The organism is Pedobacter humicola, from assembly GCF_056490705.1.
The window spans coordinates 1-26,356 of record NZ_JBWJIG010000030.1 but is presented as its reverse complement, the minus strand read 5'-3'; the positions used below and the strand labels follow the sequence as shown (position 1 = coordinate 26,356).

25 protein-coding genes are annotated in these 26,356 nt (G+C 37.9%); 9 read left to right on the top strand and 16 right to left on the bottom strand.

Annotated elements, in window-relative coordinates:
* Positions 1–22: 22 nt before the first annotated feature.
* The 4 genes from AC04Q1_RS26195 to gyrB form a co-directional block, all read right to left on the bottom strand.
* A complete protein-coding gene (locus tag AC04Q1_RS26195; protein WP_478367476.1) occupies positions 23–712 on the bottom strand; it encodes a hypothetical protein in 690 nt (229 codons plus the stop codon).
* A 2-nt stretch (positions 713–714) separates the two neighbouring features.
* Complete coding sequence (locus AC04Q1_RS26190; protein WP_478367475.1) at positions 715–1,377, bottom strand: hypothetical protein; 663 nt, start codon at positions 1,375–1,377, stop codon at positions 715–717.
* Positions 1,377–1,715, bottom strand: a complete 339-nt coding sequence (locus tag AC04Q1_RS26185) for a PadR family transcriptional regulator (RefSeq protein ID WP_478367474.1) — start codon at positions 1,713–1,715, stop codon at positions 1,377–1,379. The genes AC04Q1_RS26190 and AC04Q1_RS26185 overlap by 1 nt, the downstream gene beginning before the upstream one ends.
* 152 nt (positions 1,716–1,867) lie before the next feature.
* The gene (gene gyrB / locus AC04Q1_RS26180; RefSeq protein ID WP_478367473.1) at positions 1,868–3,826 is read right to left on the bottom strand and encodes a DNA topoisomerase (ATP-hydrolyzing) subunit B; all 1,959 of its coding nucleotides are present in this window, start codon (positions 3,824–3,826) and stop codon (positions 1,868–1,870) included.
* 512 nt (positions 3,827–4,338) lie between these two features.
* Here gyrB and AC04Q1_RS26175 point away from each other — a divergent pair.
* Both AC04Q1_RS26175 and AC04Q1_RS26170 read left to right on the top strand, forming a co-directional pair.
* A complete protein-coding gene (locus tag AC04Q1_RS26175) occupies positions 4,339–4,935 on the top strand; it encodes an OmpH/Skp family outer membrane protein (protein WP_478367472.1) in 597 nt (198 codons plus the stop codon).
* A gap of 115 nt (positions 4,936–5,050) precedes the next feature.
* Positions 5,051–5,533: a nucleoside deaminase gene (locus AC04Q1_RS26170; RefSeq protein WP_478367471.1), complete on the top strand. Its 483-nt coding sequence runs from the start codon at positions 5,051–5,053 to the stop codon at positions 5,531–5,533.
* A 50-nt stretch (positions 5,534–5,583) separates the two neighbouring features.
* Here the strand turns inward: AC04Q1_RS26170 and AC04Q1_RS26165 are convergent, their stop codons facing one another.
* Entirely contained in the window at positions 5,584–7,506 is a 1,923-nt protein-coding gene (locus tag AC04Q1_RS26165) for a redoxin domain-containing protein (RefSeq protein WP_478367470.1), read from the bottom strand.
* 109 nt (positions 7,507–7,615) lie between these two features.
* On the opposite strand from AC04Q1_RS26165, the gene AC04Q1_RS26160 reads away from it, so the two are divergent.
* Positions 7,616–8,386, top strand: a complete 771-nt coding sequence (locus AC04Q1_RS26160) for an EcsC family protein (protein ID WP_478367469.1) — start codon at positions 7,616–7,618, stop codon at positions 8,384–8,386.
* Here AC04Q1_RS26160 and AC04Q1_RS26155 read toward each other — a convergent pair whose 3' ends face one another.
* Positions 8,387–8,788, bottom strand: coding sequence for an RNA-binding S4 domain-containing protein (locus AC04Q1_RS26155; protein ID WP_029279693.1), 402 nt, complete (start codon positions 8,786–8,788; stop codon positions 8,387–8,389).
* 251 nt (positions 8,789–9,039) lie between these two features.
* On the opposite strand from AC04Q1_RS26155, the gene AC04Q1_RS26150 reads away from it, so the two are divergent.
* Positions 9,040–9,858: a 2,3,4,5-tetrahydropyridine-2,6-dicarboxylate N-succinyltransferase gene (locus AC04Q1_RS26150; protein ID WP_478367468.1), complete on the top strand. Its 819-nt coding sequence runs from the start codon at positions 9,040–9,042 to the stop codon at positions 9,856–9,858.
* Between the two features lie 81 nt (positions 9,859–9,939).
* Positions 9,940–11,049, top strand: coding sequence for a glycosyltransferase family 4 protein (locus AC04Q1_RS26145; RefSeq protein ID WP_478367467.1), 1,110 nt, complete (start codon positions 9,940–9,942; stop codon positions 11,047–11,049).
* A gap of 308 nt (positions 11,050–11,357) precedes the next feature.
* Here AC04Q1_RS26145 and AC04Q1_RS26140 read toward each other — a convergent pair whose 3' ends face one another.
* Together AC04Q1_RS26140 and AC04Q1_RS26135 are read right to left on the bottom strand one after the other, a co-directional pair.
* On the bottom strand, positions 11,358–11,912 hold the full coding sequence (locus AC04Q1_RS26140; protein WP_478367466.1) for a DUF4136 domain-containing protein: 555 nt from the start codon (positions 11,910–11,912) through the stop codon (positions 11,358–11,360).
* A 162-nt stretch (positions 11,913–12,074) separates the two neighbouring features.
* A complete protein-coding gene (locus AC04Q1_RS26135) occupies positions 12,075–12,842 on the bottom strand; it encodes a GLPGLI family protein (RefSeq protein WP_478367465.1) in 768 nt (255 codons plus the stop codon).
* A gap of 95 nt (positions 12,843–12,937) precedes the next feature.
* On the opposite strand from AC04Q1_RS26135, the gene AC04Q1_RS26130 reads away from it, so the two are divergent.
* The 4 genes from AC04Q1_RS26130 (at position 12,938) to miaA (ending at position 16,780) form a co-directional block, all read left to right on the top strand.
* The gene (locus tag AC04Q1_RS26130; RefSeq protein WP_478367464.1) at positions 12,938–13,504 is read left to right on the top strand and encodes an L-threonylcarbamoyladenylate synthase; all 567 of its coding nucleotides are present in this window, start codon (positions 12,938–12,940) and stop codon (positions 13,502–13,504) included.
* Positions 13,505–13,594: 90 nt separating this feature from the next.
* Positions 13,595–15,049: a CCA tRNA nucleotidyltransferase gene (locus tag AC04Q1_RS26125; RefSeq protein ID WP_478367463.1), complete on the top strand. Its 1,455-nt coding sequence runs from the start codon at positions 13,595–13,597 to the stop codon at positions 15,047–15,049.
* A gap of 98 nt (positions 15,050–15,147) precedes the next feature.
* Positions 15,148–15,795 (top strand): IS1096 element passenger TnpR family protein, encoded by a 648-nt coding sequence (locus AC04Q1_RS26120; protein ID WP_478367462.1) that lies wholly within the window; start codon positions 15,148–15,150, stop codon positions 15,793–15,795.
* Between the two features lie 70 nt (positions 15,796–15,865).
* Positions 15,866–16,780: a tRNA (adenosine(37)-N6)-dimethylallyltransferase MiaA gene (gene miaA / locus AC04Q1_RS26115; protein WP_478367461.1), complete on the top strand. Its 915-nt coding sequence runs from the start codon at positions 15,866–15,868 to the stop codon at positions 16,778–16,780.
* 44 nt (positions 16,781–16,824) lie between these two features.
* Here the strand turns inward: miaA and AC04Q1_RS26110 are convergent, their stop codons facing one another.
* The 8 genes from AC04Q1_RS26110 to AC04Q1_RS26075 all read right to left on the bottom strand — a co-directional run bounded on the left by AC04Q1_RS26110 (position 16,825) and on the right by AC04Q1_RS26075 (position 26,328).
* Positions 16,825–18,117, bottom strand: a complete 1,293-nt coding sequence (locus AC04Q1_RS26110; protein WP_478367460.1) for an SGNH/GDSL hydrolase family protein — start codon at positions 18,115–18,117, stop codon at positions 16,825–16,827.
* Between the two features lie 11 nt (positions 18,118–18,128).
* Complete coding sequence (locus AC04Q1_RS26105) at positions 18,129–19,352, bottom strand: OmpP1/FadL family transporter (RefSeq protein ID WP_478367459.1); 1,224 nt, start codon at positions 19,350–19,352, stop codon at positions 18,129–18,131.
* Positions 19,353–19,428: 76 nt separating this feature from the next.
* Positions 19,429–19,740, bottom strand: a complete 312-nt coding sequence (locus AC04Q1_RS26100; protein WP_316848384.1) for a DUF3467 domain-containing protein — start codon at positions 19,738–19,740, stop codon at positions 19,429–19,431.
* 92 nt (positions 19,741–19,832) lie between these two features.
* Positions 19,833–22,067, bottom strand: coding sequence for an alpha-L-fucosidase (locus tag AC04Q1_RS26095; protein ID WP_478367458.1), 2,235 nt, complete (start codon positions 22,065–22,067; stop codon positions 19,833–19,835).
* A 152-nt stretch (positions 22,068–22,219) separates the two neighbouring features.
* A complete protein-coding gene (locus AC04Q1_RS26090) occupies positions 22,220–23,011 on the bottom strand; it encodes a glycoside hydrolase family 16 protein (protein WP_478367457.1) in 792 nt (263 codons plus the stop codon).
* Between the two features lie 6 nt (positions 23,012–23,017).
* Positions 23,018–24,145, bottom strand: coding sequence for an SGNH/GDSL hydrolase family protein (locus AC04Q1_RS26085; protein ID WP_478367456.1), 1,128 nt, complete (start codon positions 24,143–24,145; stop codon positions 23,018–23,020).
* 3 nt (positions 24,146–24,148) lie between these two features.
* Positions 24,149–25,882: a DUF4091 domain-containing protein gene (locus AC04Q1_RS26080; RefSeq protein ID WP_478367455.1), complete on the bottom strand. Its 1,734-nt coding sequence runs from the start codon at positions 25,880–25,882 to the stop codon at positions 24,149–24,151.
* A gap of 287 nt (positions 25,883–26,169) precedes the next feature.
* Positions 26,170–26,328, bottom strand: a complete 159-nt coding sequence (locus tag AC04Q1_RS26075) for a hypothetical protein (protein WP_478367454.1) — start codon at positions 26,326–26,328, stop codon at positions 26,170–26,172.
* Between the last annotated feature and the right edge of the window lie 28 nt (positions 26,329–26,356).

Below are 26,356 nucleotides of genomic sequence, written 5' to 3'. Positions count from 1 at the left end.
TTTTTACGGATGGCTTTGTTTTTTATAATGAACTATATAATAGTCTATATTTCTCTATTAACGACTTGGTTTCCTTAATACTGGCCTTAGCCGTTTTAATAGCCGCATTAAAATAGAGCACAAATAAAATGATAGAAAGTGACATCACTAAGTGCTGTACATTAATAAAAAAAAGAGTGTATTCAGCAGGTATATTGTTCATCGCAAAATTGGTCAAAAGTAAAATAGAGCCAACAAAAGGCAGGAAAGAAGTTCCAGATTTATAAGACACAAACTTCTTATAAGCAGTAGGTTTAATGTTAGAAAATATCAAAATTCCAAACACGCTGAGCAGACCAATAACAAGAAATACATATAAAATATTTGCTGTAACTAAATCCTGCATTTTATAAATACCAAAAATTGAGAAACAAAGCAGTAACACATATTTATATCCGAAAGCCGAGAAAAAAATCCTCCAAAACAAACGGCTATATTTTGCCCGAATTGAATTGGCTATCCCATCTGCAAAGGCACTGAATCCCATTATACCAAATGATTGATGCGTTTCACTTACCGCGGCATCAAAACTAAGCAACGGATTTTCTTCCATTCTATCTTCTACTGATGAGGCAACGTGATCTAAAATTTCCATCTGTATATCAACCTCTTTAAAACCTCTCTGTGCTATAAGGTCTTTAATTTGGCACAACTGGTCTTGACTAAGTATCATATTTAAGCCGTTAAAACTGTGAATTTTTTCCCGTAAAGCTTGATAAAGGCCCTTAAATAAATGGATGTAAAACAGAAAAGGCTTAACACAATAATGGTTTTTAAATTATTATCAATGTCCACTAAACTATCTTTAGAGATGAACCAAAAAAAAGCAAAAACATAAAATGATATCCCAATCGAAGTTGAAGCTTGTAAAAAAGAATACTTTATTGATGGTTTTTTCGATTTCCTATCCAAATAATATCTTTTTAAATAATAGAATAAACACATTAATATTACAATAACACCTATTGCAGCGGTTAAGGGCTTGGAATTAAAACCAGTATTTAAAGAGCTGTAGTATAAAAATACCCAAAACAATATCAGAGAAATATTGGCCATTGCCGTTGGCCACTTAAAGGTATTTAAGATCTCCTCTTTAAAAGCCCTAAAATACTGCTTATTGATATTTTTCGCATAAACATTTTCCTCAGCTAAAATTTCTGTTTTTCCCCCAAAATCGTTGAGCAATATTTCATTCACCAAAGCCAGGGTATAAATCTGATTTGAGGCTGCCAGGCGGCTCAACACATGGTCGTAAACTTCATCATAGGTTTCTCTGTATTTGGTAGCATCCGAAATTACCTGTACTACCTCTTGTTGCTGCACTAATGTTAACTCCATTACAAACTCGCTTTAAGGTTTAATAACAACTGCAATTGATTAATAAAATCTTTCGCTTCCTGCAATTTATTTACTACTTCTTTCTCTCCATTTTGCGATAAAGAATAATATTTACGCACTCTGTTATCAACAACTTCAGTGGTGGTTTCTAATAAACCTCCGGCTTCTAATTTATGTAACGCGGGATATAGTGCGCCTTCTTTTAAAAGTAACTCACCCTGGGTTATTGATTTTACCTTCTGCGTGATTTCATAACCATACATTCTTTCATTTTCAGATAAAAGATTTAGTATAATGGTTTGTAATGTACCTTTAAATAACTCGTTATTTACTGCCATAAAACAAATGTATATATTTTTATATACATAAGAAAACTATATATATAAAATAATTATAAACAGCTGCTATTAAGACTGATAAACAAAAACCCTCTACAAGGTTTAACTTGCAGAGGGTTCATATTTTAAGTTCCTTTTAGGGAATTCAGGTATTAAGCATCAATTTTCGCATATTTTGCATTACGCTCAATAAACTCTCTGCGCGGTGCAACTTCATCGCCCATTAACATAGAGAAAGTATGGTCACATTCAGCTGCACTTTCGATTGTCGCTTGTAATAAAGTACGCGTGGCTGGATTTAAAGTGGTATCCCAAAGTTGTTCGGCGTTCATCTCACCCAAACCTTTGTAACGTTGGATGTGAACGCTATCTTCTTTACCATTACCTTTAATGCGTTGTACAGCCGCATCGCGTTGTACGTCATTCCAGCAATATTCGAAATCTTTACCTTTTTTAACCTGGTAAAGTGGTGGTGATGCGATATAAACATAACCTGCTTCGATTAAAGCCCTCATATAACGATAGAAGAAGGTTAAGATCAAAGTGGTAATGTGGGAACCATCAATATCCGCATCCGTCATGATTACGATTTTGTGGTAACGTAATTTTGTCAAGTTTAATGCTTTATCATCTTCAGGTGTACCGATACTCACACCGATTGCCGTAAACATGTTCTTGATCTCGTCGTTCTCGTAAATTTTATGCTCCATCGCTTTTTCCACGTTCAGAATTTTACCTTTTAAAGGCAAAATAGCCTGAATGTTTCTATCACGACCTTGTTTGGCGGTACCACCCGCAGAGTCACCCTCTACTAAGTAAATCTCGCATTTTTCAGGATCACTGTCGGAGCAATCGGCAAGTTTACCTGGTAAACCAGAACCACCCATTACACTCTTACGTTGCACCATCTCACGGGCCTTACGCGCAGCTGCACGGGCCGTAGCAGCTAAGATCACCTTATTGATGATCATTTTAGCTTCCTTCGGATTTTCTTCCAAATAAGCACCTAAAGCTTCACCAACCGCAATATCAACAGCTCCCATCACCTCAGAGTTACCTAATTTGGTTTTGGTTTGCCCTTCAAACTGAGGTTCTTGTACTTTAACCGAAACCACTGCTGTTAAACCTTCTCTGAAGTCATCACCGGTAATTTCCATTTTCAGGTTTTTCAGTAAGCCAGATTTATCGGCGTAGCTTTTCAGCGTACGTGTTAAACCTCTACGGAAACCTGCTATGTGTGTACCACCTTCGTGTGTATTAATGTTGTTTACATAGGAGTGCACATTTTCTGAATAACTATCATTGTACTGGAAAGCCAGTTCAACAGGAACACCATTTTTAATACCATCAATATAAATTGGTTCTGGCAAGAAAGATGCACGGGTTCCATCCAAAAAGGTAACAAACTCTTTTAAGCCCCCTTCTGATTCAAAAACTTCTGACAAAAAAGTACCGTCATCCAATTTCTCACGCTCGTCAGTCAACGTTAATTTAATTCCTTTATTCAGGAAAGCCAGTTCGCGTAAACGACCTGCTAAAGTATCGTATTTGTATTCAGTGGTTTGGGTAAAAATAGTAGCATCCGGACTGAAAGTTACAATAGTACCGCGTTTATCCGTAACACCAGTTTCTTTTACATCGTATAAAGGTTTACCGATATTGTATTCCTGCATCCAGATTTTACCTTCGCGGTGAACCTCAGCTTTTAAATGCGTAGACAATGCGTTCACGCAACTTACCCCCACACCGTGTAAACCACCTGATACCTTGTAGGTATCTTTATCAAATTTACCACCTGCGTGTAAAACCGTCATTACGATTTCCAGTGCCGATTTATTTTCTTTTGTATTGATCCCGGTTGGAATACCACGACCATTATCTTCAACCCTGATGGAGTTGCCTTCTAAAATTCTAACGTCGATTGTGTTTGCATGACCGGCCAGAGCCTCATCAATGGAGTTATCTACAACCTCGTAAACCAAATGGTGTAAACCTTTTACACCGGTATCACCTATATACATTGAAGGGCGCTTACGCACCGCTTCCAAACCTTCTAAAACCTGTATATTATCTGCCGAATAATTTGACTTTAAATCCTGTTCTTCGCTCATATTTTAATTAAAAACAATAAGTATCAAAAATACGGAAATTTTGCCATTTAACCCAATATGTGGATAAGTTTTAGACTGTGAAAAAGCGATAATGTCTCTACACTAAAGCATTAGGCATAAAGCAGGTTAAGGGTATTTCAGGAAGGTTTTGAAATATAGATCAAGTACTGTAAATGGCATTAATGAACTACCCCAATGCCATACACTAAACATTCGTCCGGAACGTAAACGCCAATTACGAAATTGACATTTGAAATTTGCTGTAACCGCCCGGAAACCCCGAATAGTATTGCTAACCGTGCCACCTAAACCCGATGGTAGCGGTCACGAAGTAAAGCGGACAGGGTGTAACGTAAAAATGAAATGCTGGGCCTGCTTTTCAAAAAAGCGAAATGAATGGAGAATAACTGAAAAAAGCCATCAGGTTTTCGACCTTAGTTATTTATGCGGTTGGCTTTAAATTGGATATAAAAACTAATTTATATAAGTTTGTTAAAATTTATTAAACAATAATGGAAAAAAGAACCTTCAAAAACTTTGGTTTATTTGCAACAGCAACTTTAATAACAGCTTTCTCTGCATGCCAAAACAAAGACACTAAAACTACTGAAACTAAAAAAACAGATAGCTCTACCGCAGCTGTTTCTGCATCTGAGAAAATTGTATTTGTAAACCAAGACTCTTTATTGAACAAATACGAATACTACAAAGACTTAAAAATAAAATTTGAGGGTAAAACCAAAAATGCGCAAGCAGATATGCAGGCTAAGGGGCAGGCTTTTCAAAGAGAAGTAGCTCAATACCAACAATCTGCAGCAACTTTAGCTGCAGACCAACGTAAAAGCACTGAAGAGCGTTTGGCTCGTAAACAACAAGAATTACAAACTTACCAACAAAATGCCGGCGGTGCCTTACAAAACGAACAGGCTGTAGAAACTGAAAAACTTTATGATAAAGTTGCCGGTTATTTAAAAACATATGCAAAAGAAAAAGGATATAAAATGGTACTTTCTTATACAAAAGGTAGCACAATTTTATTTGCAGACGAAAGTTTAGATGTTACTTCTGACGTGATTAAAGGTTTAAATGCCGAATACACTAAAAAGTAAGGAATAAAATATTTAGTTAAGATGCTCCGAATCAATCGGGGCATTTTTTTTGTTTTATTTATTAATGAACTAGCAGTTAATTCATAAAAATAGATTTACGAGATAACAACCGGAAATGGAAAACAAAAATCAACATCAGGAATATATGCAGATGGCAATTGACCTGTCTGTACAAAATGTGAGCGAAAGTATTGGCGGGCCTTTTGGCGCGGTAGTAGTAAAAGATGGTAAACTGATTGCCAAATCGGCAAACAAGGTTACCTCAACCAACGACCCCACCGCACATGCTGAGATTTCGGCAATCAGGCTGGCCTGTACTGAACTGAACACCTTCGATTTAAGTGGTTGCGTAATCTATACCAGTTGCGAACCCTGCCCCATGTGTTTGGGAGCCATTTATTGGGCAAAAATTGATAGAATTTATTATGCAAACACCAAGGTAGATGCCGAAAACATTGGCTTTAGCGATAAATTTATTTACGAGGAACTGGATAAAAACATGGAAAACAGGAGTCTGCCGGTGGTACAACTGATGCGGGATGAAGCCCTGGCTGCTTTTAAATTATGGGAAACTTCGCCGATGCGGATAGCGTATTAAATAAAAAAGGTGCCGGTTAATCAGCACCTTTTCCTTTTTAATTGAGCCGTTTATTTACTTGCTTCTTTCGGTGCCAGTAAGCTTACCATCGAATCTATTTCTTTCACCACACCATCATCTGATCCTGAAAAACCTACTGCTTTAAACCTGATGTTCCCTTCTCCATCAATTACAAATTTGGTCGGTATTCCATCAACCTTATAGGCACTTACCACATCGAATTTTGAGGGGTCTTTTGCATTTTTGGTATCGTATAATACATTAAAATTATATTTTTTCTCAGCGATAAAATCGGTTACCACTTTTTCTCTATTGTCTTCTGTTTGCCAGGTATTTACAAACAAAAAGACCACATTAGGATTGCCTGAATATTTCGCCATTGCCTTTTGCATCCCTGGAAAAGAGGCTACACATGGACCACACCAGGTTGCCCAGTAATCCAGAATTACAATTTTTCCCTTCAAGCTGGCCAAACTTACCGTTTCCCCTTTGAGGTTGGTTAAAGAAAATGATGGAGCAGGTATTTTAATCATTTTTTTTGTCCATTCGGCCTTTTCCTTTTCTAAGGCCACTTTTTCTAAATTGGAGATATAGGTTTCGTAAGTTCCTTCTTTCTTTAATGTGCTATAAAGCGTTTTAAATTCGCTTTTTAATGAGTCGGTGGCTTTACCATCTTTAATTATTTTTTCGGCCTCGTTATAGGCTTTATCATTTTGACCGTCTTTAATTAAGTAAGTGACATAACGGGATGATACATCAGGTGGTATAGTCGCATATAATTTTAATGCTTTTTCTTGTGTGGCTAGCGCTTCTTTAAAATTCCCCTGACGATAAAGCAATAATGCATAAGTATCTGCATACATGCCATAAGCTTGATCGAGCGATTTTACATACTCTTCTTTTGAACTAAAATAGGTTGGAACTTCATCGTTTTTCGCTTCTTCTACTAATGATAAAGATAGTTTAGAAAGTCTGCTTGCCAGTTCAACATTCTCATTTTTCTCAGCCGATGGCCATGCAAAAGAATTGAACAGGCTCGCCTTTGTTTGTTTGTTATCAACCTTTCCCGCATACAGTTCAAATTTTTCAATGTTTTTTGCTTTTATACTGGCATTGGCCAAAATGCCATATATCGAGTTCAGTTTATTTGCATCTGCTTTTTTGCTAGCATCAAATTTAAATTTGGCAATCATATCAGCTGCTTTCTTCTCCTGTTCTGCAAAATCTTTGGTGGCATACAGTGCGTTCATTCCTTCGCCCCATGCATAATTTCCTGTTGGATATTTTTTCAGTACAATTGCTTTCACTGAATCCGCCTGAGTCTTTTTCTTCATTAAGGTATAAAGACCTAAAACGGTACTCAAATCTTCTTCTTTTGGCTCCTTTAGCTTCGACAAGCTGGAAATATTCTGGTTAATCAGCTTTGTTCCCTTATCTTTATCAACCTTATACTCAAGCGATAAATATTGTTGAAGATTTTTCCTTTTCAGTTCGGGCTTCAAAGCAAATGCCTGGTTATAGAGCGAAACGGCTTTTTCCGGATCAAGAGTGAGTCCGAGATAATAATTTCCGGCTAGTCCGTATAAAAAAGCCTCGTTAAGATAAGCCTCTGCAGGCACTTTACCTGCTTTGGTATATTCCAGAACATAACCTGCGGGTGCCTCATCTTTTTGATCGCCAACAGAAAAAGCAAGCCCCACTAGTGTAACACTATCTGGTGTTGAGATTTCCCCTTTATATACCGAACCCTCTTTAACCAGTTCTATTTTGGTATTTTTAGGGTTCGATTTTGAAAAAAAGGTATAACTGGTACACTTTACATCAGTCAGATTTTCGAGATTGGTTCCTTTTGGTTCGTATGTAAATTTAACCGTACTCCCTGCCGCAGGTTTATCGGCAGAAAATTTAACACCCTGCGCATTTGCTGCTCCAGCAGCCAATACCAGCAAGCAAAACATTTTTAAGTTTTTCATAATGAAAGAATTAGGTTTAAATTAGGTAAACTAAAAATACAGTTTAACTTTCATTTTTCATAGTTATTTTATGTTAAATTTTAAGGAATAATTATTGCAGTGAATGGTGATGACTTACGAACAAAAAATAAGCAGTGAACTGGATTTCTGGAAGTTCAAAACCTTACAGAAGCCTTCTCTTTTTAATAAGGTGACCGATAAAGTTCAGAAGAAAATTAACAGTTACATTCCAGACAAGGTCCACAATGCGATCACTACAGCCATAAAGCAAATGGTTAAGGCGGTACTTTTTGGTTCAACATTTACCACATCAAAACCCATTACTGATTTAACCTTAATGCACCGAGAAGCATTGATTAAACAGAAGATAGAAAATTATAAAAAAACTGGTGCTGCAGAAGGCGGAATTACAGGAGCAGGGGGATTTTTAATGAGTCTGGCCGATTTCCCGCTATTACTGGGGATAAAGATGAAGATGCTTTTTGATATTGCGGCGGTTTACGGTTATGATGTTAAAGATTACCGCGAACGTTTATACATTTTGCACATTTTTCAACTGGCCTTTTCGAGTAAGGAAGAAAGCCAGAATATATTTGTGAAAATGCAGGAATGGGATGATAAAGCACATCAATTACCCACCAATATTGACGAATTTGACTGGCTCACCTTTCAACAGCAATACCGTGATTATATCGACCTGGCAAAACTGGCACAGATGCTTCCATTTGTAGGTGCAGCCGTTGGGGCCGTGGCAAATTATAAATTGATCGAAAAACTGGGCAAAACAGCCATGATGAGTTACCGGATGCGGTATTTTAGTTTGCAGTATGCAGTTATCAGTCCTCAAACTGAAAACCGGAAACTAAGAACTGGAAACTAACTAATCTTCTTCTTCGAACATTCCTCCAATCAGGTCATCAGTTTCCCGTCGGTCTTTTTTAGTCGGACGGCCAGTTCCCCTATCCCGTTTTAAATTGGGTGCATGGAACATCGATTTAAAAGCATGCGTTTCTTCAACAGGGGTTAGATCTTTGTATTTGGTCAATGCTGTTGGTGAATCTGTTCTGTTGTATGAAAGTTCTACCACTTCGATGATTTTCTTTTCTATTCCTTTCGATACCTGATAAACCTCCCCAACTTTCACAATAGCCGATGGTTTAATATTCTGTCCTTTCAGTTTTACTCTACCCGCTTTGCAGGCATCGGTAGCCAGACTCCGGGTTTTAAATAACCTGATTGCCCACAAATATTTATCGATCCTAAGTTTTTCTGTCTCTGTCATAAAGTTCAAAAATACATATTTCGGTTAATTGTTTAAACTGGTTTATTCTATTGGTGGTTAATTGTAGAACCCGGTTAATTGGTTAACTGTAGTGTTTTGCCTAAATCTGCTATCTCCAATAAAATACAAAATTTCAACGCATGATGTACAGTTAACCTGTTTAACCAATTAGTCTTCTAAGAAAACAATTTAAACAATTAGCCATTTAATAAGCAAAAATTGATTTATTTTGCGTAAAATTTAAAAACATCATGTATTCAGATTTAAAGAAATTAATTGAAGCCGCCTGGGAGGATAGATCCCTTTTAAAATACAGTAACTATTGTGAAGCCATCGAAGCCGTTATTATGGGCCTTGATAAAGGTGAAATCCGCGTTGCTGAACCAGTTTTAAACTCCTGGGGCATTAATGAATGGGTAAAGAAAGCGGTAATTTTGTATTTCCCGATTCGCGAGATGAAAGAAATTAAAAGTGGCCCATTTGTTTACCACGATAAAATGGATTTAAAAACCGATTATAAAGCAACTGGCGTACGTGTAGTACCAATGGCAAGTGCACGTTACGGTTCGTTTTTAGCTAAAGGTGTAATCATGATGCCATCTTACGTAAACATTGGTGCCTATGTTGATGAAGGTACTATGGTTGATACCTGGGCTACTGTTGGTTCTTGCGCACAGATCGGTAAACGCGTTCACTTAAGCGGTGGTGTGGGTATTGGTGGTGTTTTAGAACCTGTTCAAGCAGCTCCGGTTATTATCGAAGATGATTGCTTCCTTGGCTCGAGAGCGATTGTTGTTGAAGGGGTTAAACTAGAAAAAGAAGTGGTTTTGGGTGCTAATGTAGTCTTAACGGCATCGACTAAAATTATTGATGTTACAGGTGCTACGCCAGTAGAATATAAAGGCATTGTTCCGGCGCGTTCGGTAGTAATACCGGGAAGTTATACTAAAAAATTCCCTGCCGGAGAATATCAGGTACCATGTGCTTTAATTATCGGCAAACGTAAAGAAAGTACTGATAAGAAAACTTCACTTAACGATGCGTTGAGAGAGAATAATGTAGCAGTTTAAAATGAGTTTGAGGTATAAGGTTTAGGGTGTAAGTTTGACATTCCAAGCCTTATACCTCAGGCCTCTAACCTCATGCCTGTGATGAAAATAGGATACGATGGCAAGCGTGCGGCCAATAACTTAACTGGATTGGGCAATTACAGCCGATCGTTAATTGAGCACCTGGCACATCAGTTTCCACTGAACCAATATCTGGTTTACTCGCCTAAAGTAAAACAGGCCAAACAGATCGATACCTTTTTTGAAAAAGAAAATATCGAGCTTAAATTACCTCAAAATGGTGGCTTCCTTTGGAGGAGTTTAAATATTTTAAAAGATCTTGCCAGGGATGAAATCCAGATTTATCATGGACTCAGTCACGAAATTCCATTTGCGATACAGCATACCCGGATTAAATCGATTGTAACCATCCACGATTTAATTTTTCTGCGTTTTCCGCAGTACTATAAATTTATCGATCGGAAATTATACGAATGGAAAAGTAAATCGGCCTGTAAACGGGCAAATAAAATTATCGCGATCAGCGAAAAAACGAAAGCAGATATCATCGATCTTTATGGAATTCATCCCAAGAAAATTGAAGTAATTTATCAGAGTTGTGATGATAGTTTTAAAACACCACTTCCCAAAGAAACACTAAGCCGGATTAAAGCAGCGTATAAACTGCCAGAAAAATATATCTTAAATGTAGGCACGATTGAAGAACGGAAGAACCTTAAATTGGCTGTCCAGGCCTTAAAAGAGATAAGTGAAGATTTCAAATTGGTAGTTATCGGTAAACAAACGGCATATTTTAAAACGGTTGAAAAGGAAATAGATAAACTTGGACTTAAAAACAGGATCATATTCTTAAAAGATATTCCCTTTGCCGATCTCCCAGGGATTTATCAAATGGCCAATATCTTTGTTTACCCTTCATTTTATGAAGGGTTCGGCATTCCTATTATTGAGGCTTTATATTCAGGTGTGCCGGTAGTTGCAGCAACAGGATCCTGTTTGGAAGAAGCAGGTGGCCCTAACAGCTTATATATTTCGCCAAACGATGCCAAAGGTTTAGCTGTAGCTATGAATAAAATCATCGAAAATCCTCAGCTTCAAAAAGAAATGAAAGAAAAAGGCTTAGAATTTGTTCAAAAATTCAATAGCCATATCGTTACCCAGCAATTGATGGATTGCTATTTGTCTCTATAATCGACAGCTAAAGTTACCCGTTTAAACTTCACATCTGCAGAAAGCCCACAAGTCTGATTCATTACCGATCTATTGTCATTTAATCAGCTTGGGGTGAGAAACTACAGTACTTGCAAGACTAACGGTTAACCATAGCATCTGATTCTCAAACAAGCATGCTTTATCAATGAGGTATACCCATCATCAACAATCTTAGGTATCTGTAGCTAGAAACATAAAAAAGGGCTGGAATTTATTTAGATTCCAGCCCTTTTCACCCAGCATTAATGCTTGGGTTAATTATTTCATTTAAGTTGACAAAAAAAGCCTTATTTAGCTGCTGTAACCGTTGGCGGATACTGTGCCAAGATTTCTTTTACGCCTGTATACAAGCGCTCTTCTCGCTTATTGAAACTATCTAAGTTAAAGCCTGAGCCTTGTCCATGCCAGAATAAAATCTTTTTAGCCGGATCTAAGAAATCAATAATAATGGTGCCTTCGATATACTGGTTTACATAGTTAGAGCCCCAACCGCCCCAGCCTCCTCGCCAGCCGCCCCAACCCCAGCCCCAACCACCGTAGTAAGCCGGACCATAAACGTCGGTTTTTTCTCTGGCTACCACTACCAGATTCACCAGTAAATCCGGCCGATCTGATTTCGTAAAGCCTTTGGCATTCATTTCAGCCTCTACTGCAGCCATTAATCTGCGTTTATCCAGATTATTCAGCTTCACCCTGGCAATGCCTTTATCGTAAAAATTGTAAGTTTTGTAACCGCTTAAATCAACATTTTTATCATAATCTGATGCGGTGCGGAGTGTTGAACATCCGGCTAATGCCAATACCACTGTAAAAAGCATTAATAATTTTTGTGCTGTTCTCATTTGTGCGTTGTTTCTTTAAAATAACCTGACATAAATATAACGATTTTGGCAATCAAAAAGGATATTTCCCTATATTTTTTACAATCAGATTGTTATCTGTTAAACCATTTCTAATGGATTATGTTTTGTTGCTATCTATCTCTGATTAAATATTTTACAAAATCAATATAATTCTTTTATTGGTGCAACTGTATGCTTGATGTTACTTGATCCCGTTAAGGAATAAGTAACTACATCATTATCCTTTTCAAAGTCCTCTTTGTTTGTTTTCCACTTTAAAATAAACGTTCCATGGCTGATCATTTCATCATCGGCATAAGCCTTTTGTATCTGTAATTCTACAGGAAACCAATCTACATATTCTATGTTTTCTAAACTATAGCAATATATTTTATCTATATCGCTCACTTCGAATATAATGCCTGGCAAACCACCGAATTTCCAGGGACCGGCTTTAATTAAATTATCCTTTTTAAACCAGGCGATGTATTTACGGCCTCTAAAATTGGTTTCGGCCCTGGTACAGGTTTCGCCATTAATTTCCCTTGTTTCGGAAGAAATTTTCCAATTGAAATTATTTAACGTATCAACCACCAGGTAGCTTGCTTTTGGCCATATTCTTTCTGCATAAATAAGTCCATAAATATCTGGCGATTTCAGCACAAAAGGCATCCTTTTCTCATTATCGTTTAACATAAGCTTAACCCTAGTGTTCATATGTAAACCATCATAAGTGGTATCATTCTTAAAATTGGTGCTTGGCAAAGACAGTTCTAACGACCTGCCATTTAAATAATATTGATCTAATTTTATGTCGCTGGTAATTCCGCTCACATTTATACTGTTCCGGTAATGAAAGATGATCTTTTTCTGAGCAATAAGCAATTGTGATAAACTGATGAATATGGCGAGAACGAATAATTTCTTCATATTAGTTAGGGCTTTGCATAAAAATAAGAACTGTAAAAGTCAAAAACCAAACATTAACATTATTTAACTTCCCTTGAATAAATTAACTTTGCACCATGCTAAAAGATGAGATTAACAAAGCTTTTGAGGTATTAAAGTCAGGTGGGGTTATCCTGTACCCAACAGATACGATCTGGGGCTTAGGTTGTGATGCAGGCAATCCTGAAGCGGTGGATAAACTGCTGAAAATAAAAAACCGCCCAGCCGAAAAAAGCCTGATTGTATTACTGGATGTAGACAGCAAATTGCAAAGTTATGTTGCCGAAATCCCTGATGTAGCCTACGATTTAATCGAATATGCAGAAAATCCCTTAACCATTATTTTCTCTGGAGCAAAAAACCTGGCCCCTAATGTAATTAATGCTGACGGAAGCGTGGGGATCAGAATTGTTAAACACGATTTCTGTACTCCCCTGATCCAGCGTTTTAGAAAGCCAATTGTTTCTACCTCGGCAAATTTAAGCGGACAACCTTCGCCCAAATTCTTTGATGATATCGATCCCGAAATTATTGATGCGGTTGATTATGTGGTAGACTTTGAGCAGGAAAACCGCACCCATAGAAAACCATCAACCATCATGAAACTTTCTCCAGGTGGACAGTTTGAATTTATTCGCAAGTAAACCCCCAGCCCTAAAGGAGCTTTGAATCGCGGATAGTCTTTACCGACCAAATGTTTTGCTTAATTTTGAACAAATGAATTACCCTTATATATGCAGTCTGATTTAAACGAAGGGAACTCAAAGTCCCCTTCAGGGGATTTAGGGGTTCACCTACAAAACCCCATATTTAAAACCTTATCCACCATAGCCGATAAGAACAGTACCGAAGCTTATGTAATCGGAGGATTTGTTCGTGATCTATTTTTAGACCGTCCATCAAAAGATATTGATGTAGTTGTTGTAGGCAGTGGAATAACATATGCCGAAGCAGTGGGCCGAAAACTGAATACCAAAGTCGCTGTTTTTAAAAGCTTCGGCACGGCGAATATTAAATATCACGATTTAGAGATCGAATTTGTTGGCGCCAGGAAAGAATCTTACCGTTCTGATTCGCGCAAACCCATTGTTGAGGATGGTACTTTAGAAGACGATCAGCTGCGCAGGGATTTTACCATCAATGCTTTAGCAATTAACTTAAATGCCGGTCATTTTGGCGAATTGTTAGATCCTTTTGGTGGAATTAAAGATTTAGAAAATAAACTGATCCGTACACCGCTCGATCCTGAAATCACGTTTTCTGATGATCCGTTGCGCATGATGCGGGCCATCCGTTTCGCTTCGCAACTTAATTTCAATATTGATCCGGCTGCACTTGATGCTATAAAAACACAAAAACAGCGTATCGGTATTGTATCAAAGGAACGGATTACCGACGAGATGAATAAAATCATCCTCTCGAAAAAACCATCTATTGGTTTTAAACATCTTTTTGATACCGGTTTATTGCATATTATTTTCCCCCAGATGGCGCAACTTTATGGTGTGGAGATTATTAAAGGAAAAGGACACAAAGACAATTTCTACCATACTTTAGAAGTATTAGACAACATTTGTGCAGATACGGATGATTTGTGGCTGCGCTGGGCAGCTATTTTACACGATATTGCCAAACCAGCTACCAAACGTTTTGAAGAAGGCCATGGCTGGACATTTCATGGGCATGAAGACAGAGGCGCCAGAATGGTTCCGAAAATTTTTGAGCAGTTAAAGCTTCCTTTAAACGAGAAAATGAAGTACGTGCAAAAACTGGTACAGCTTCATTTGCGGCCAATTGTTTTAGCGCAGGAAACCGTTACGGATTCGGCAGTGAGAAGATTACTTTTTGATGCTGGAGAAGAAATTGAAAGTTTGATGCTCCTTTGCAATGCCGACGTTACCACCAAAAACGAATACAAAAAAACAAAATACAGGAACAACTTCGAGCTGGTTAAACAAAAGCTTAAGGATGTAGAAGAACGCGACAAAATCAGAAACTGGCAACCCCCTATTTCGGGAAATGACATTATGGAAACCTTCGGGCTGGATGCAGGAAAAGAAGTTGGCCTAATTAAAAATGCCATCCGTGAGGCCATACTGGAAGGCGAGATCACAAACGATTACAAGGAAGCATTTAACTTTATGCTTGATCAGGCAAAACAAATGGGATTAAATCCTGTTAATAAATAATTTAATTGCCGAAACAATACAATTAAGGTGTCTTTATGGCACATCATGTTTGCGGTAATTATAAATTAACTTTATTTTTACGGTTCCAAAATACAATAATGGCTATTTATAAATTTAGAATTACTTTCGAAGATTTTGATGATGTTGTGAGAGAGATCGACATTAAATCAAACCAAACATTTGAAGACCTGCATAAGGCTATTCACAGATCTACGGGTTATAATGCTGAAAAATCTTCATCTTTTTACGTAAGCACCGATAACTGGTTAAAAGGTGATGAAATTGCCTATTTACCAAGCGAGCGTAAAAAAGATCGAGTAGTTTTAATGGAGAATTCTAAACTGAGTGGTTTTATTGAAGATCCACATCAAAAATTCTACTATATCTATAATTTCGACCGTCCGTACGATTTCCATGTTGAACTGGTAAAAATTATTTTAGATGCCGATCCAAATATTGAATATCCATTTTTGGCCAAAAGTAGTGGTGAAGCACCTAAAATTATGGAGCAGAACAGTCCACAGGCTGTTGATCCAAGAGGCGCAGCTGCAGCTGCAAGTGAATTCGATTTCTTAAATGAAATGAATTTTGTTCCCGAAGATACGGATGAATTGGAAGCAATGGGCGAAATGGGCATCAATGAAGAGGAAAGAGATGAAGAAGATGAGAGCGAAAGTGATGAGTTTGGAGATGAGTTTTCTGATAGCGACAACTTTGAAGACGATAGTCATAAAGATGATTACTAATTAGCCACAAATAATAAATGCAAAAAGCTGCCAAATATTTAAATTTGGCAGCTTTTATTTTTATAACCTTATGCTTCACGCAAAAACCTTAATATCCATTGTTGGCCCTACTGCAATTGGCAAAACAGCCTTAGCCATTCAGTTGGCGCAACATTTCGGAACGGAAATTATTTCCGCAGATTCGCGACAGTTTTTTAAGGAAATGGAAATTGGAACAGCAAAACCAGATGCAATAGAATTAGCAGCCGCAAAACATCACTTTATCAATTCACATTCGGTTTCACAACTGTTTAGCACTGGCGATTTTGAGGTGGAAGGATTAAAAACAATTGACGGAATTTTTCAAAATCATGATCTGGCGATTATGGTTGGCGGCTCTGGCTTATACATCAATGCATTGATCAATGGTTTAGATGAAATGCCCGATATTGATTTAGCCATTCGGGAAAAATTAAATAAGCAGTTTGAGGAAGAGGGTTTAAAGGCAATTCAGGATCAATTGGCCGCGTTGGATCCAGAATATTTCGCCAAGGTGGATCAACAAAACCCACAAAGAATGATCAGGGGATTGGAAGTTTTCTTATCAACAGGGCAAAAACTCTCCTCGATGTTATCAGCAACTAAAAAAGAAAGACCTTTTAATATTATTAAAATAGGCTTGAATACCGATAGAGCTGTTTTATATAAAAGAATTAACGAAAGGGTAGATAAAATGCTTGCTGATGGATTATTGGAAGAGGTAATTTCCTTAACACCATTTAAGCAATATAATGCATTAAACACTGTGGGCTATAGCGAACTATTCGATTATCTGGAAGGGAAATTATCTTTCGAAGAAGCCATTTCTGCAATCAAACAAAATACCCGGCGATTTGCGAAACGTCAGCTTACCTGGTTTCGAAAGGATGGGGAAATCAATTGGTTTGAGCCCCATCAGGAATCAGAGATTATAGCATTTGTAGAAAATAAAATTAACATCAAATAAAAAAGGAGCAATAAATTGCTCCTTTTTCATTTGATTGAATATCCCTATTTCTCTGGGAATTTCACACCTCTGTATTGTGTAATATCAATTGTTGGAACAGTAGATCCGTATTTCGCATTAATCGCATCAATAAACACATTTGCAATTACTGCATTGCCACGTGGGGTTAAGTGGATTCCATCTAAAGAGAAAGCACCACCTGTAATAAACGCTGAATTAATACCAACACCCTGAATATTCATCCCCGTTTTAACCTGGTTAAAATAAGTATAAGTATCTGCTATGGCCAAGCCTTTGCCTGTAGCTAAAGATTTAATGCTGCTGTTATAGCTATTCACATAGTCTTTCACTTTAATTACCTCATCTTTGTCCAATACCCAGTTATTGGCAATTGGGTTTAATGGATGTAAACCATAAGGAATCGCACCTTGGCCGAACAAACCAGCTGATTGGAACGGCAAACGGATTAAATCTTCTGCAGTTGCTGCCCTTACCGCACCTGTTCCGGTTTGAATATAGATTGCTGCTGCTGCTGGATTAATGGCTTTAGCTGCATTTAGTAAAGCCGCTACGGTTACCGTATTAAAATATGGGATGGCAGTTACATCAGGGATGGTGCCTACGATCCCTTTTTGGCCGCCTGCCGTAAGTACATTTACCAGATTAGCATATAAGGACGAAAAAGTAACTTTATCTGTTAAAACAGTCGTAGGGTCGCCAGGAGTGGTAACAGCACCGTTTAATGCATAACCTAAAACGTCGTTATTCCCCAACCAGAGTGAGAAAAAAGTATGGTTTCTGCCTTGAATGTATTGAAAGTAGTTGATCTTCCCTACTTGTGCATCTGTTAACAAACGCTCAAAATATGCATTTGCAGCACTAAAAGTAAGCGTGGGGTCGAAAGATAAATCGACACGCATGCCAGGGATACCTAAATTTTGTATTTCGCCACTATATTTATCTAAATGCTTAGCCGGATCCCTGTATGCCAGTTTTTCAATTACTGGAGTTAAGGTTGGTGTACCATTAACCAGAGCAGTTAAAGCTACATAGCCAGATCCATTTGAATGTTCTTCCGTAAAAAATGGAGAGGTAAATGCCCCACCTCCTACACTGGCCATTTTAGCTGCAATTAAATTTGGATAAGCAACTTTTTGACCTTCCAGGTACAAGCCACCATCAGCAAAACCTGAGGTTAATGAATTACCTACTGCAATATATTTGCTAAAATTTGCCTGGCCGGCGGTTGTACCTGCAGGTGTTTCAATATCTGGTTTGCAAGATGCTACAAAAAGAATGGCAGCAGCAACGAAACTATTTAATATATATTTCTTCATTTGTATTTCTCCTACCATTTATAAGTTAACGAAAGACCTGGCGCATACACCAAAGTTTTAAAAGTACCGTCTAAGCCTGTTTCGATATTTTTCTGTTGACGCGATTTAACATCTTCAAAGAAGAAAGATGCATTAACCTCGAAATGACTGGTAGGGGTATAACCTAAACCAGCGCTTAGGATATAACGGTCGGCATCTGGTGCCTCTGGCGTTACATAACCATCCTGTACCGGAGAAAAAGCATAACCCACACCTGCTCTTAAGGCCAGTTTTTCGGAAGCCTGATGGTTAATACCTAGTTTGAAGGAAGAACCATCACGGTAATTACGGGCTGATTTTGTATCTGCAAGTACAGGTGTATTGGTAGCATAGTCAAAAGATAAATCCTTATAAATATGCCATTGTACCCAACTGGCATCGAATGCCAACACTGTACTTTTTGATAATGGAATACCTACACCTAAACTTGTTGTGGCTGGTAAAGGCAATTCGGCATTAAATGTATTTCCGGGAGGGAAAGATGAGGTTAGTGAACCTGGCACCTGAAAATCTGCTGTACCACCATCTAGTTTGGTAATTACTTTCGATTTGTGCACCAATGCAAAAGAAATATTGCTAACGGTTTTAATGTACAAACCTGCATTCCATCCATAACCTTTACCCGTACCATCTAAAGTAACATGTCCGGAACGGCCATCAGGATAATTTACAGGCAATGCCCTTTGCAAGTTTACGTCGCCGTGGTTATATACAAAGCCTGCTCCAATACCAATATGATCGGTAATTTTGATACTTAGGGTTGGTTGAAAATATATTGCTTTTAAATTTAATGAGGTTAGGGCATACTTTCCAGACCAGTTATCGCCCCAGTCTACCAGGCCACCGAAGGGTGTATAAACACCTAGGCCTAATTTCCATTTATTGGACTTTGGCCCCCAAACGGCATAAAATTCGAAAGGTGGCGCAATTTTGTTCTTCACATTTTCTGTAACGTTCGAACCAGTTTGCCTGAATGCTGATTTGAATAACAATGGGTTAACTCCTGCTGAAACTGAGTTTTTCTCTAAGAAAGTTACTGCACCGGGATTGTAAAATACAGAAGCTTCATCTAACGCCAATGCAGAACCTGCACCAGCCATACCAATTTGTTTCTGACCTTGTAAATTAACCTGGAAACCCTGCCCCAAAACCCATAGTGGGGCAGAAAGTAATGCGCTCAATAAAATTTTTTTCATCTATAAATGGTTATACACAAATATATACTATGCTAACATAGTAAGCAAATATTTGTTTGTAAGATTTTTAGTGATCTTACGCCTGGGCGGTTGGCCCGCCGAAGCCCATCGGGAAAGGTGGTTCCTCCTGAGTTTTAATGCGGCCATTTACCGCTTCAAACTTCTGAATGTTATCGTCTAAAGCAGCTAACAAACGCTTAGCATGTTCAGGCGTTAAAATGATCCTTGATTTCACTTTTGCTTTTGGTATTCCTGGCATTACACGGATAAAGTCCAATACAAATTCGGTATTGGAGTGGGTAATGATGGCAAGGTTAGAAAAAATTCCTTCAGCAATTTCTTCAGATAGCTCTATATTTAATTGGTTTTCGTTTTGTTGTTCTTCCATAATAGTTCAAAAATAAAAAATTCCGCTGCTTAACGGCGGAATTTAAAACATAATGTTAGAAATAAAATTAAATATTGGCAGAAAATGGCTCCTTATTTCTCCAGAAAGTCAATTTCAGCAATGGCCAATGCTTTTTTATTGCCTGCGATTCCGGTTGCTTTTATCTGTATATACTTTGCTGTTATCGCATTTTTAAAATAGTGGGTTCTTGGCGTGGGATCGTTAATGAGGTTACCAAATCCGAAAGCTTCCACATCCTGCCAGTTTTTGCCATCGCTACTGGTCTGCAGTATTCCTTTTTCCAGCATACCATCGGCGAAATCCGTTGGCGGAGTATAAATAAATCCTGTTAAATTGTGGGTATTGCCTAAATCTATCGCGAATAAATGTTGATCCTCATTTGTATTTGATAGCCAATATGTTTTCTTTTTACCATCTATGGCCATCGCAGCGCTGTGTTTTACATCTTCACTATCATTGGCCAATAATTTCCAGTCTTTTTTTACTATGCCAAATGTTTCGGTGGCTAGCGGTCCCTTTTCTTTATTGATGACAGCAATTGCTTTTATCTCGCCCTTTGTAATCTGCACTGCTCCGGTATATTTTTTTGCAGTTGTGCCGGGCAGGCTACCATCCGTGGTATAATAAATTTCGATGCCTTTATTCAGGTTGGCTGTAGCATTTTCTCCATGGGGCTTCCAACCAAATTCATGTGTTTTTAGAGAGATGGTTGTTAAACCATTTATATCTCTGGCAAATTCCAATTGCGGTGGACGGGTACGGTAATAATGTGCCGATATGGTAGCGATTGCAGGATCAGCTCTTGAAGATAAAACGGTTAACCTAAATTTAGATGTAGTAACTTCAGGAAAACGTAAAATACGTTTATAACCAATATTGCTTGCTTCGGCGATTTTTTGCCATTTATTGTCGATCCATGCCTCAAACTGATGCTTTTCCACACGTTCACTAAAATTGGCAATGTTTTCCTGTAAAACAATCCGGTTTATGGTAATGGGATTAAGCGTGATAACCTCTAGGCTTTTTTGTTGCTTACTGAGCATTATATAGCTCTTAAGATCATTATCCAACACCTGTTTCGCTCCTTTTGCACCAGCAAATAGATTTTTGCCATAGGTTTCGTTAATCCGTTTTCCAACCTCTGCCAACACACTTACATCTTCGTCTGAAAATTTCCCTTTCCGGTTTGGTGGAATATTGAGTAAAAAGGTCGAATTTCCGCCGACAGAACGTTCGTAAATATCAAAAACATCATCCGCGCTACGTACTTTTTGTTTTTCATCATCGCGGTAAAACCAGCCTTCCCTTATTGAGGTATTGGTTTCGGCCTGTTGATAATGCAAATATTTGGCTTTATAAAGTTCTTCATTGCTACCCAAATCCTTGGCTGTCATATCCGGAAAATGGGTGGCAGTATCTGGATTTTCGCTATAAGGCAATACATTCCATTCGGTTTCGCGGGTTCCCCCAGCTTCATTTCCACACCAACGGATATCTTCTTTGCCAAATATTACGGCCTTAGGTGCTACTGTATGGATTAATTTTTTCCATGCGGTGTAATTGTATTTCTGTCCGCCTTTGGTTTTAGGGTGAGCACCATCAAACCACACCTCATCAACAGGGCCGTATTCTGTTAAAACTTCAAATAACTGGTTTAGAAAATATTCGTTATAATCATCAACTTCGAACTTGAATTTAGTCTTGTTGGCAAAAGGACGGCCGGCCACTTCGCGCGGAATAGTCCTGGTCGTTACTTTACTTAAATTGCCATATAAGCCTTCCGGGTTCTCGATCTGGTATAAATCAGCAGGAGATAAATAAATACCCAATTTCAGTCCGTACTTTTTACAGGATGCAGACAGGTTTTTTAATATATCACCTTTACCATTTTCAAAACTGGTTGACATAATGCCGTGTTTGGTATACCTGCTCTGCCAGAGTACAAAACCATCGTGGTGTTTTACGGTGATGATTACCATTTTCATCCCTGCTGATTTCATGGATTGACACCATTGGTCGGTATGCAGTTCTTTCAGATCAAAAACCTTAGGATCTTCCTTACCGTTCCCCCACTCCATCCTCGTAAAAGTATTCGGCCCCATATGGATAAACGCAATAAATTCATTTTTTAAAGCACTTAACTGATTGGAAGTTGGCACAACATGACTTGCTTTTGCAAGAATAGAGGTCTTGCTGTCGTTCGGCAAAACTGCGATAGTATTCTGCGGTTTTATATGGTCGCCTTGTGCTACAGCATTTGCTATAAAAGAAGCCACTAAAGCCGACGTAAGTATTAATTTTCTCATTAAATTAATTTATATCCAAAACTACTATTTGATTAAAATTGATTTATCATGTTTATTCACTGTTTCTGAATGTATATTATCAAATCCGAAATCCAGAAAAGGTTATCAACACCCGTACACAACACAATCCTCAGTATGACAAATTCTTTTTATCATTTCACTTCGATTTTAAACTTATGGAACTTCACCCAATCAATTTCCATTTCTACAGGCAGATCGGCATCTTTTATTTTGCCAACCCAATTGCCCCCAAGCTGCATATCGATAAGCAGATAGTGGTTTACGCCATCAAAAGGGAATTGCCCCTGTTCAGGGGTAGCAATTTTCGGATAGCTAAAAGTTTTTTTATTGTTTACAAAAAACACCAAACTATCCGGATATTTTTCTATCGCATAGGTATTAAATCTATTGGGATTAATTTTAGCGGTTGAACCTGATTTTGGATGATCTTTTTTCTTCAGGGTAAGCGTATAATAGGTATGGATCGTTTGATACGCAATAGAATCAAAATTTAATCTTTCCATAATATCGATTTCCCCGCCAGTTGGCCATTCACTATTTTCTGCCAGCATCCAGAACGCTGGCCAGGCACCTTTAGCTCCCTTTAGTTTCGCTTTAATTTCTAAACGGCCAAAACCAAAATTCACCTTATCCTTAGTGTAGATTCCTCCTGTTAAATACCCTGATGTATCTTTCGAAAAATCATCATTTTTTATCCCACGGAGAATTATTTTACCATCCTTTAATGCATAACATTTTTCATCATCGCTCATACGCCTGTTCCAATCGGCCCCTCCGCGAGGTATTTTAGACCAGTTTTTGGCATCAAAAGTATCTTTCTGATTAAAATCCTCTCTCCAAAATACCTGTTGATTATACGGCTTGCTTACCGAACAGGAATAAAACAAAATCAATAATAAACCAAACCAAAAGTGCCGTTTCATATTCAATTACTTTTTAGCTGCTAAAATTTTTCGGATAATTTTTTCGTAGGCATCGGCGTACTGCATCATACCAAAATCGTTTGGATGTGTGCCGTCAATTGTGCTGTCGTCGGTAAAGCCGATTTCTTTTGCTGTGAGGATGTAAAGATCTCTGATACCCGATTTCTGTAATTTTTGATAGGTATTATTTAATATTTGAGAAGTCCAGATATATCTTCCAGTCAGTGCAGTATCCAGGTTAACCTGTGGTAAACCAGAGCTGTGTTCAACCAGTAAAATGGGTATTTTAGGATGTTTTGCTTTTAAACTTTGAACCGAACTGGCAATACGTTTCTCTATTTCTTCTGCTGGATAAACTTTTTTATCAGTTAAATTAGGTTGGCAATCAAGCACAAAAAGTTTGGCATCTGTCTGGTTCATTAAATCAATTAACGGAACTTCCAACCGGCCATTGCCAGAAAAACCCAAATTAATCACTGGGTGATCTAATTTCCGCCCTAAAATATTTAACCAGGCCATACCCGGTCTGCTGGCACTCGCACCTTGCATAATGGAGGTGCCGTAAAATATTAACGGAAACTTTTCATTGGCTTCTTCTACTTTAAAATCAGCATTTGTGGCCACACCTATTTTTAGCCATTTGGGTGTATTGTACAATGGCAAATACAACCTGAATTTTTTAATTTTCACCTTATTATCGAAATTTTCGTAACTATACGTCACGGTATCCCGATAGCTATAAGCTGCTTCTATCCAATGCCATCTGTTTTGCATATCTTGTGCATATAAGTCTACCCCGCTTACGCCCAAGGTTGGCATATTATCTAAACTTCTCCCGCCACTAATCTGATATTTAACCACAATTTTCTGCGCAGTGGTACTAAAATCCAAGTATTCGCCAGCGGTTTGCTTTGCTAAATTCCAAACTTCTTTCCGTACCTCTTTTTCTGCAACTACAGGTAAGCGGTTATAATAATTTGCACTATCGGTATTTTGCCAGGCTTTGCCCTTTAAAGTACTGTAGCTATTGATCTGTGGATTAAACCATTTCAAATTGTCATTACTTTGAGCATAACTCCATTCGCAGTACATTAGGCAGGTAATCAATCCCAACAAAAAGGCATTCGGCTTCATTAATTATTTGTTTAGTAATGGTTTTACTTGTTTTAAAATTTCATCAGCAGTAGTTGTTGATAAAGATTTGATATCAAAATTTGCTAAAGCTTTATTCAGCTCTTCTAGTGCTGCTGTATTTTTATTATTAGTATATAGTTTTCGTAATTGCCTAATTTTCTCAAAATCCTGTCCGCCTTCAATCAATTTCTCAAATCTGACGGATGTTAATGGTCCAGGATACACCTGATAGGTATCGCCAGCGGGCCAGGCGGTAAAACGGGTGTCGGTTAATGGATTTTTCGTCCAGCTGTTGTATGCCCAACGTACATAACCATCCATATTTTTATTGGCGGTATACCAGCCCATCCACACCTGTTCTGCCGGAGATGAAAAGCTGAAAGCATTTGGGTAAGGCTCGGTACAGCAGGTATACCAGGTACTAATTTTACCTTGCCCGCTACGTTTTTCAAGTACATCTAATGGAAACTCCCACTTAGAAGCGATGCAGTAATTATCGATATCTTTTTCAATTTCCTGATGATATTCGCCCGCTAAGGCGAGTTTCCATTTCGGGTCAACACTTTTTAACAGTTTAATCACAGCCTGCATGGCTTTCATCGGCCGTTCATCCATAGCGATATAGGTCTTTTCGAACCAGTTTTTGGCTTTAAGGTGTTTGGTAAAATCGTTAAGCATGGTTCTCCAAAATGTATCATAAGCAGGTGTTCCAATGGCTTCGGTAAAAACAGCCTCTTTATCATTGGCTTCATCCCAATAGGTAAAAGCAATTTTCCATGGCACCATACTGTAGCAATTGATACGTTGATTTATACCTGTAGTCATCACAAAAGCAATATATTTATCAAACAGACTGTAATCGTAAATCCAACTGCCATCTTTTTTCTTGGTCCACTTGATTAAACTTGGATAATCATCATAGGTCTGATGGCCCCAAGGCTCGTTTACAATACTCGCAGTAATTGTTTTTTGTCCGGCATCAGCCAGCATGGTATAATAGGGTTTCATTAAAGCAAAGTGCTCATCGCTCCACAATTTTACCTGATGCGTCCGGGCTATTGCTGCAGGGTGCTGCCATAAGTCTAAATCGTATTTCCATTGACTTGGAGGTGGTAAGGTCTTATCTAGTATCTGAATTTTGATTGGTAAACTGTATTCTTTTTCAGCCTTAATTTTGACCGTTCCTGAGTAAATTCCAGCTTTTGCATCTGTGGGAACTTTTATACTTAACCAAACGGGCTGTGTATTTTTAGCGTTAATGGCCATGTGATTCGTTTTGGTATCGATCAGATCTGCTACATACGATGAATCAAAATCTGCAGCTTTACGATAACCACATCCATCTCTGAACTCATCAGTAATGACGTATTTGATAAAACCAGAGCTGATGTTTTCTTTCTTTATACTGTTGCCTTTTTGATCTTTGAGATCAGACAATTGTATAGTAACGCCGGCAACATTACTTTTCGCCCAAAGCAACAACTGGGTGTGTATTTTTTCGCCTTTCCAGGCTGAGGTTGTCCATGAATTCTGGTTTTGAACCTTTGGCACTATCTCTTTAGCAAATCTGACGTTGCTACTGGCAAAGCTGATATTTAACGCACCGGGTATGTTTCCCCACTGTTTATCTATATTTTCTTTATTTGGCAGTTTTGTTTTTTGAAGTGCCAAACTTACATCCTGGGCGGCACTTGTTAAGCCTAAACCCATCATTAATATCACTGATAAAAACTTCATAAACCTAAGTTAATGAAAGCAATCAGAATAAGGTTAAGAGATTGGAAAGCTGCCTTTACGCAAACGTTTGACGGATTGTAACAAAATGGATAGCTTAATACTGCGTAATTTTGGATTGAAATTTCAAAAGCGAAAGAAGTGTAGAGTTATGATAAGCGTATATGAGTTTCCTATAGAGGAATGTCTTAAATCACTACCTTAACTTATTTAATCATGAAGTTCACAATCCCTATAACCGGACCAACGATTGCTAGAAATTGAATTAAACCAACAACGTAAATTGTTTTCTACATACTTGCGATATCTTCTTTAGTAGCTAAAACTTCAAGTTTATTTTCAAATTCAGATTTAACTTCTGATTTAACAAAAGAAACCAACTGCTCTGCTTCCTTTTCACCTAGCTTAGCTTTAAAGATCTGAAGAAGTTGAATTTCTGTAACACTCATGTGTTTATTTTATTGAAGTAAAATCTAT

Coding starts and splice junctions, on each gene's coding strand:
- AC04Q1_RS26195 (WP_478367476.1), bottom strand. CDS start 712: ATGATACTTAGTCAAGACCAGTTGTGCCAAATTAAAGACCTTATAGCA.
- AC04Q1_RS26190 (WP_478367475.1), bottom strand. CDS start 1,377: ATGGAGTTAACATTAGTGCAGCAACAAGAGGTAGTACAGGTAATTTCG.
- AC04Q1_RS26185 (WP_478367474.1), bottom strand. CDS start 1,715: ATGGCAGTAAATAACGAGTTATTTAAAGGTACATTACAAACCATTATA.
- gyrB (WP_478367473.1), bottom strand. CDS start 3,826: ATGAGCGAAGAACAGGATTTAAAGTCAAATTATTCGGCAGATAATATA.
- AC04Q1_RS26175 (WP_478367472.1), top strand. CDS start 4,339: ATGGAAAAAAGAACCTTCAAAAACTTTGGTTTATTTGCAACAGCAACT.
- AC04Q1_RS26170 (WP_478367471.1), top strand. CDS start 5,051: ATGGAAAACAAAAATCAACATCAGGAATATATGCAGATGGCAATTGAC.
- AC04Q1_RS26165 (WP_478367470.1), bottom strand. CDS start 7,506: ATGAAAAACTTAAAAATGTTTTGCTTGCTGGTATTGGCTGCTGGAGCA.
- AC04Q1_RS26160 (WP_478367469.1), top strand. CDS start 7,616: ATGACTTACGAACAAAAAATAAGCAGTGAACTGGATTTCTGGAAGTTC.
- AC04Q1_RS26155 (WP_029279693.1), bottom strand. CDS start 8,788: ATGACAGAGACAGAAAAACTTAGGATCGATAAATATTTGTGGGCAATC.
- AC04Q1_RS26150 (WP_478367468.1), top strand. CDS start 9,040: ATGTATTCAGATTTAAAGAAATTAATTGAAGCCGCCTGGGAGGATAGA.
- AC04Q1_RS26145 (WP_478367467.1), top strand. CDS start 9,940: ATGAAAATAGGATACGATGGCAAGCGTGCGGCCAATAACTTAACTGGA.
- AC04Q1_RS26140 (WP_478367466.1), bottom strand. CDS start 11,912: ATGAGAACAGCACAAAAATTATTAATGCTTTTTACAGTGGTATTGGCA.
- AC04Q1_RS26135 (WP_478367465.1), bottom strand. CDS start 12,842: ATGAAGAAATTATTCGTTCTCGCCATATTCATCAGTTTATCACAATTG.
- AC04Q1_RS26130 (WP_478367464.1), top strand. CDS start 12,938: ATGCTAAAAGATGAGATTAACAAAGCTTTTGAGGTATTAAAGTCAGGT.
- AC04Q1_RS26125 (WP_478367463.1), top strand. CDS start 13,595: ATGCAGTCTGATTTAAACGAAGGGAACTCAAAGTCCCCTTCAGGGGAT.
- AC04Q1_RS26120 (WP_478367462.1), top strand. CDS start 15,148: ATGGCTATTTATAAATTTAGAATTACTTTCGAAGATTTTGATGATGTT.
- miaA (WP_478367461.1), top strand. CDS start 15,866: ATGCTTCACGCAAAAACCTTAATATCCATTGTTGGCCCTACTGCAATT.
- AC04Q1_RS26110 (WP_478367460.1), bottom strand. CDS start 18,117: ATGAAGAAATATATATTAAATAGTTTCGTTGCTGCTGCCATTCTTTTT.
- AC04Q1_RS26105 (WP_478367459.1), bottom strand. CDS start 19,352: ATGAAAAAAATTTTATTGAGCGCATTACTTTCTGCCCCACTATGGGTT.
- AC04Q1_RS26100 (WP_316848384.1), bottom strand. CDS start 19,740: ATGGAAGAACAACAAAACGAAAACCAATTAAATATAGAGCTATCTGAA.
- AC04Q1_RS26095 (WP_478367458.1), bottom strand. CDS start 22,067: ATGAGAAAATTAATACTTACGTCGGCTTTAGTGGCTTCTTTTATAGCA.
- AC04Q1_RS26090 (WP_478367457.1), bottom strand. CDS start 23,011: ATGAAACGGCACTTTTGGTTTGGTTTATTATTGATTTTGTTTTATTCC.
- AC04Q1_RS26085 (WP_478367456.1), bottom strand. CDS start 24,145: ATGAAGCCGAATGCCTTTTTGTTGGGATTGATTACCTGCCTAATGTAC.
- AC04Q1_RS26080 (WP_478367455.1), bottom strand. CDS start 25,882: ATGAAGTTTTTATCAGTGATATTAATGATGGGTTTAGGCTTAACAAGT.
- AC04Q1_RS26075 (WP_478367454.1), bottom strand. CDS start 26,328: ATGAGTGTTACAGAAATTCAACTTCTTCAGATCTTTAAAGCTAAGCTA.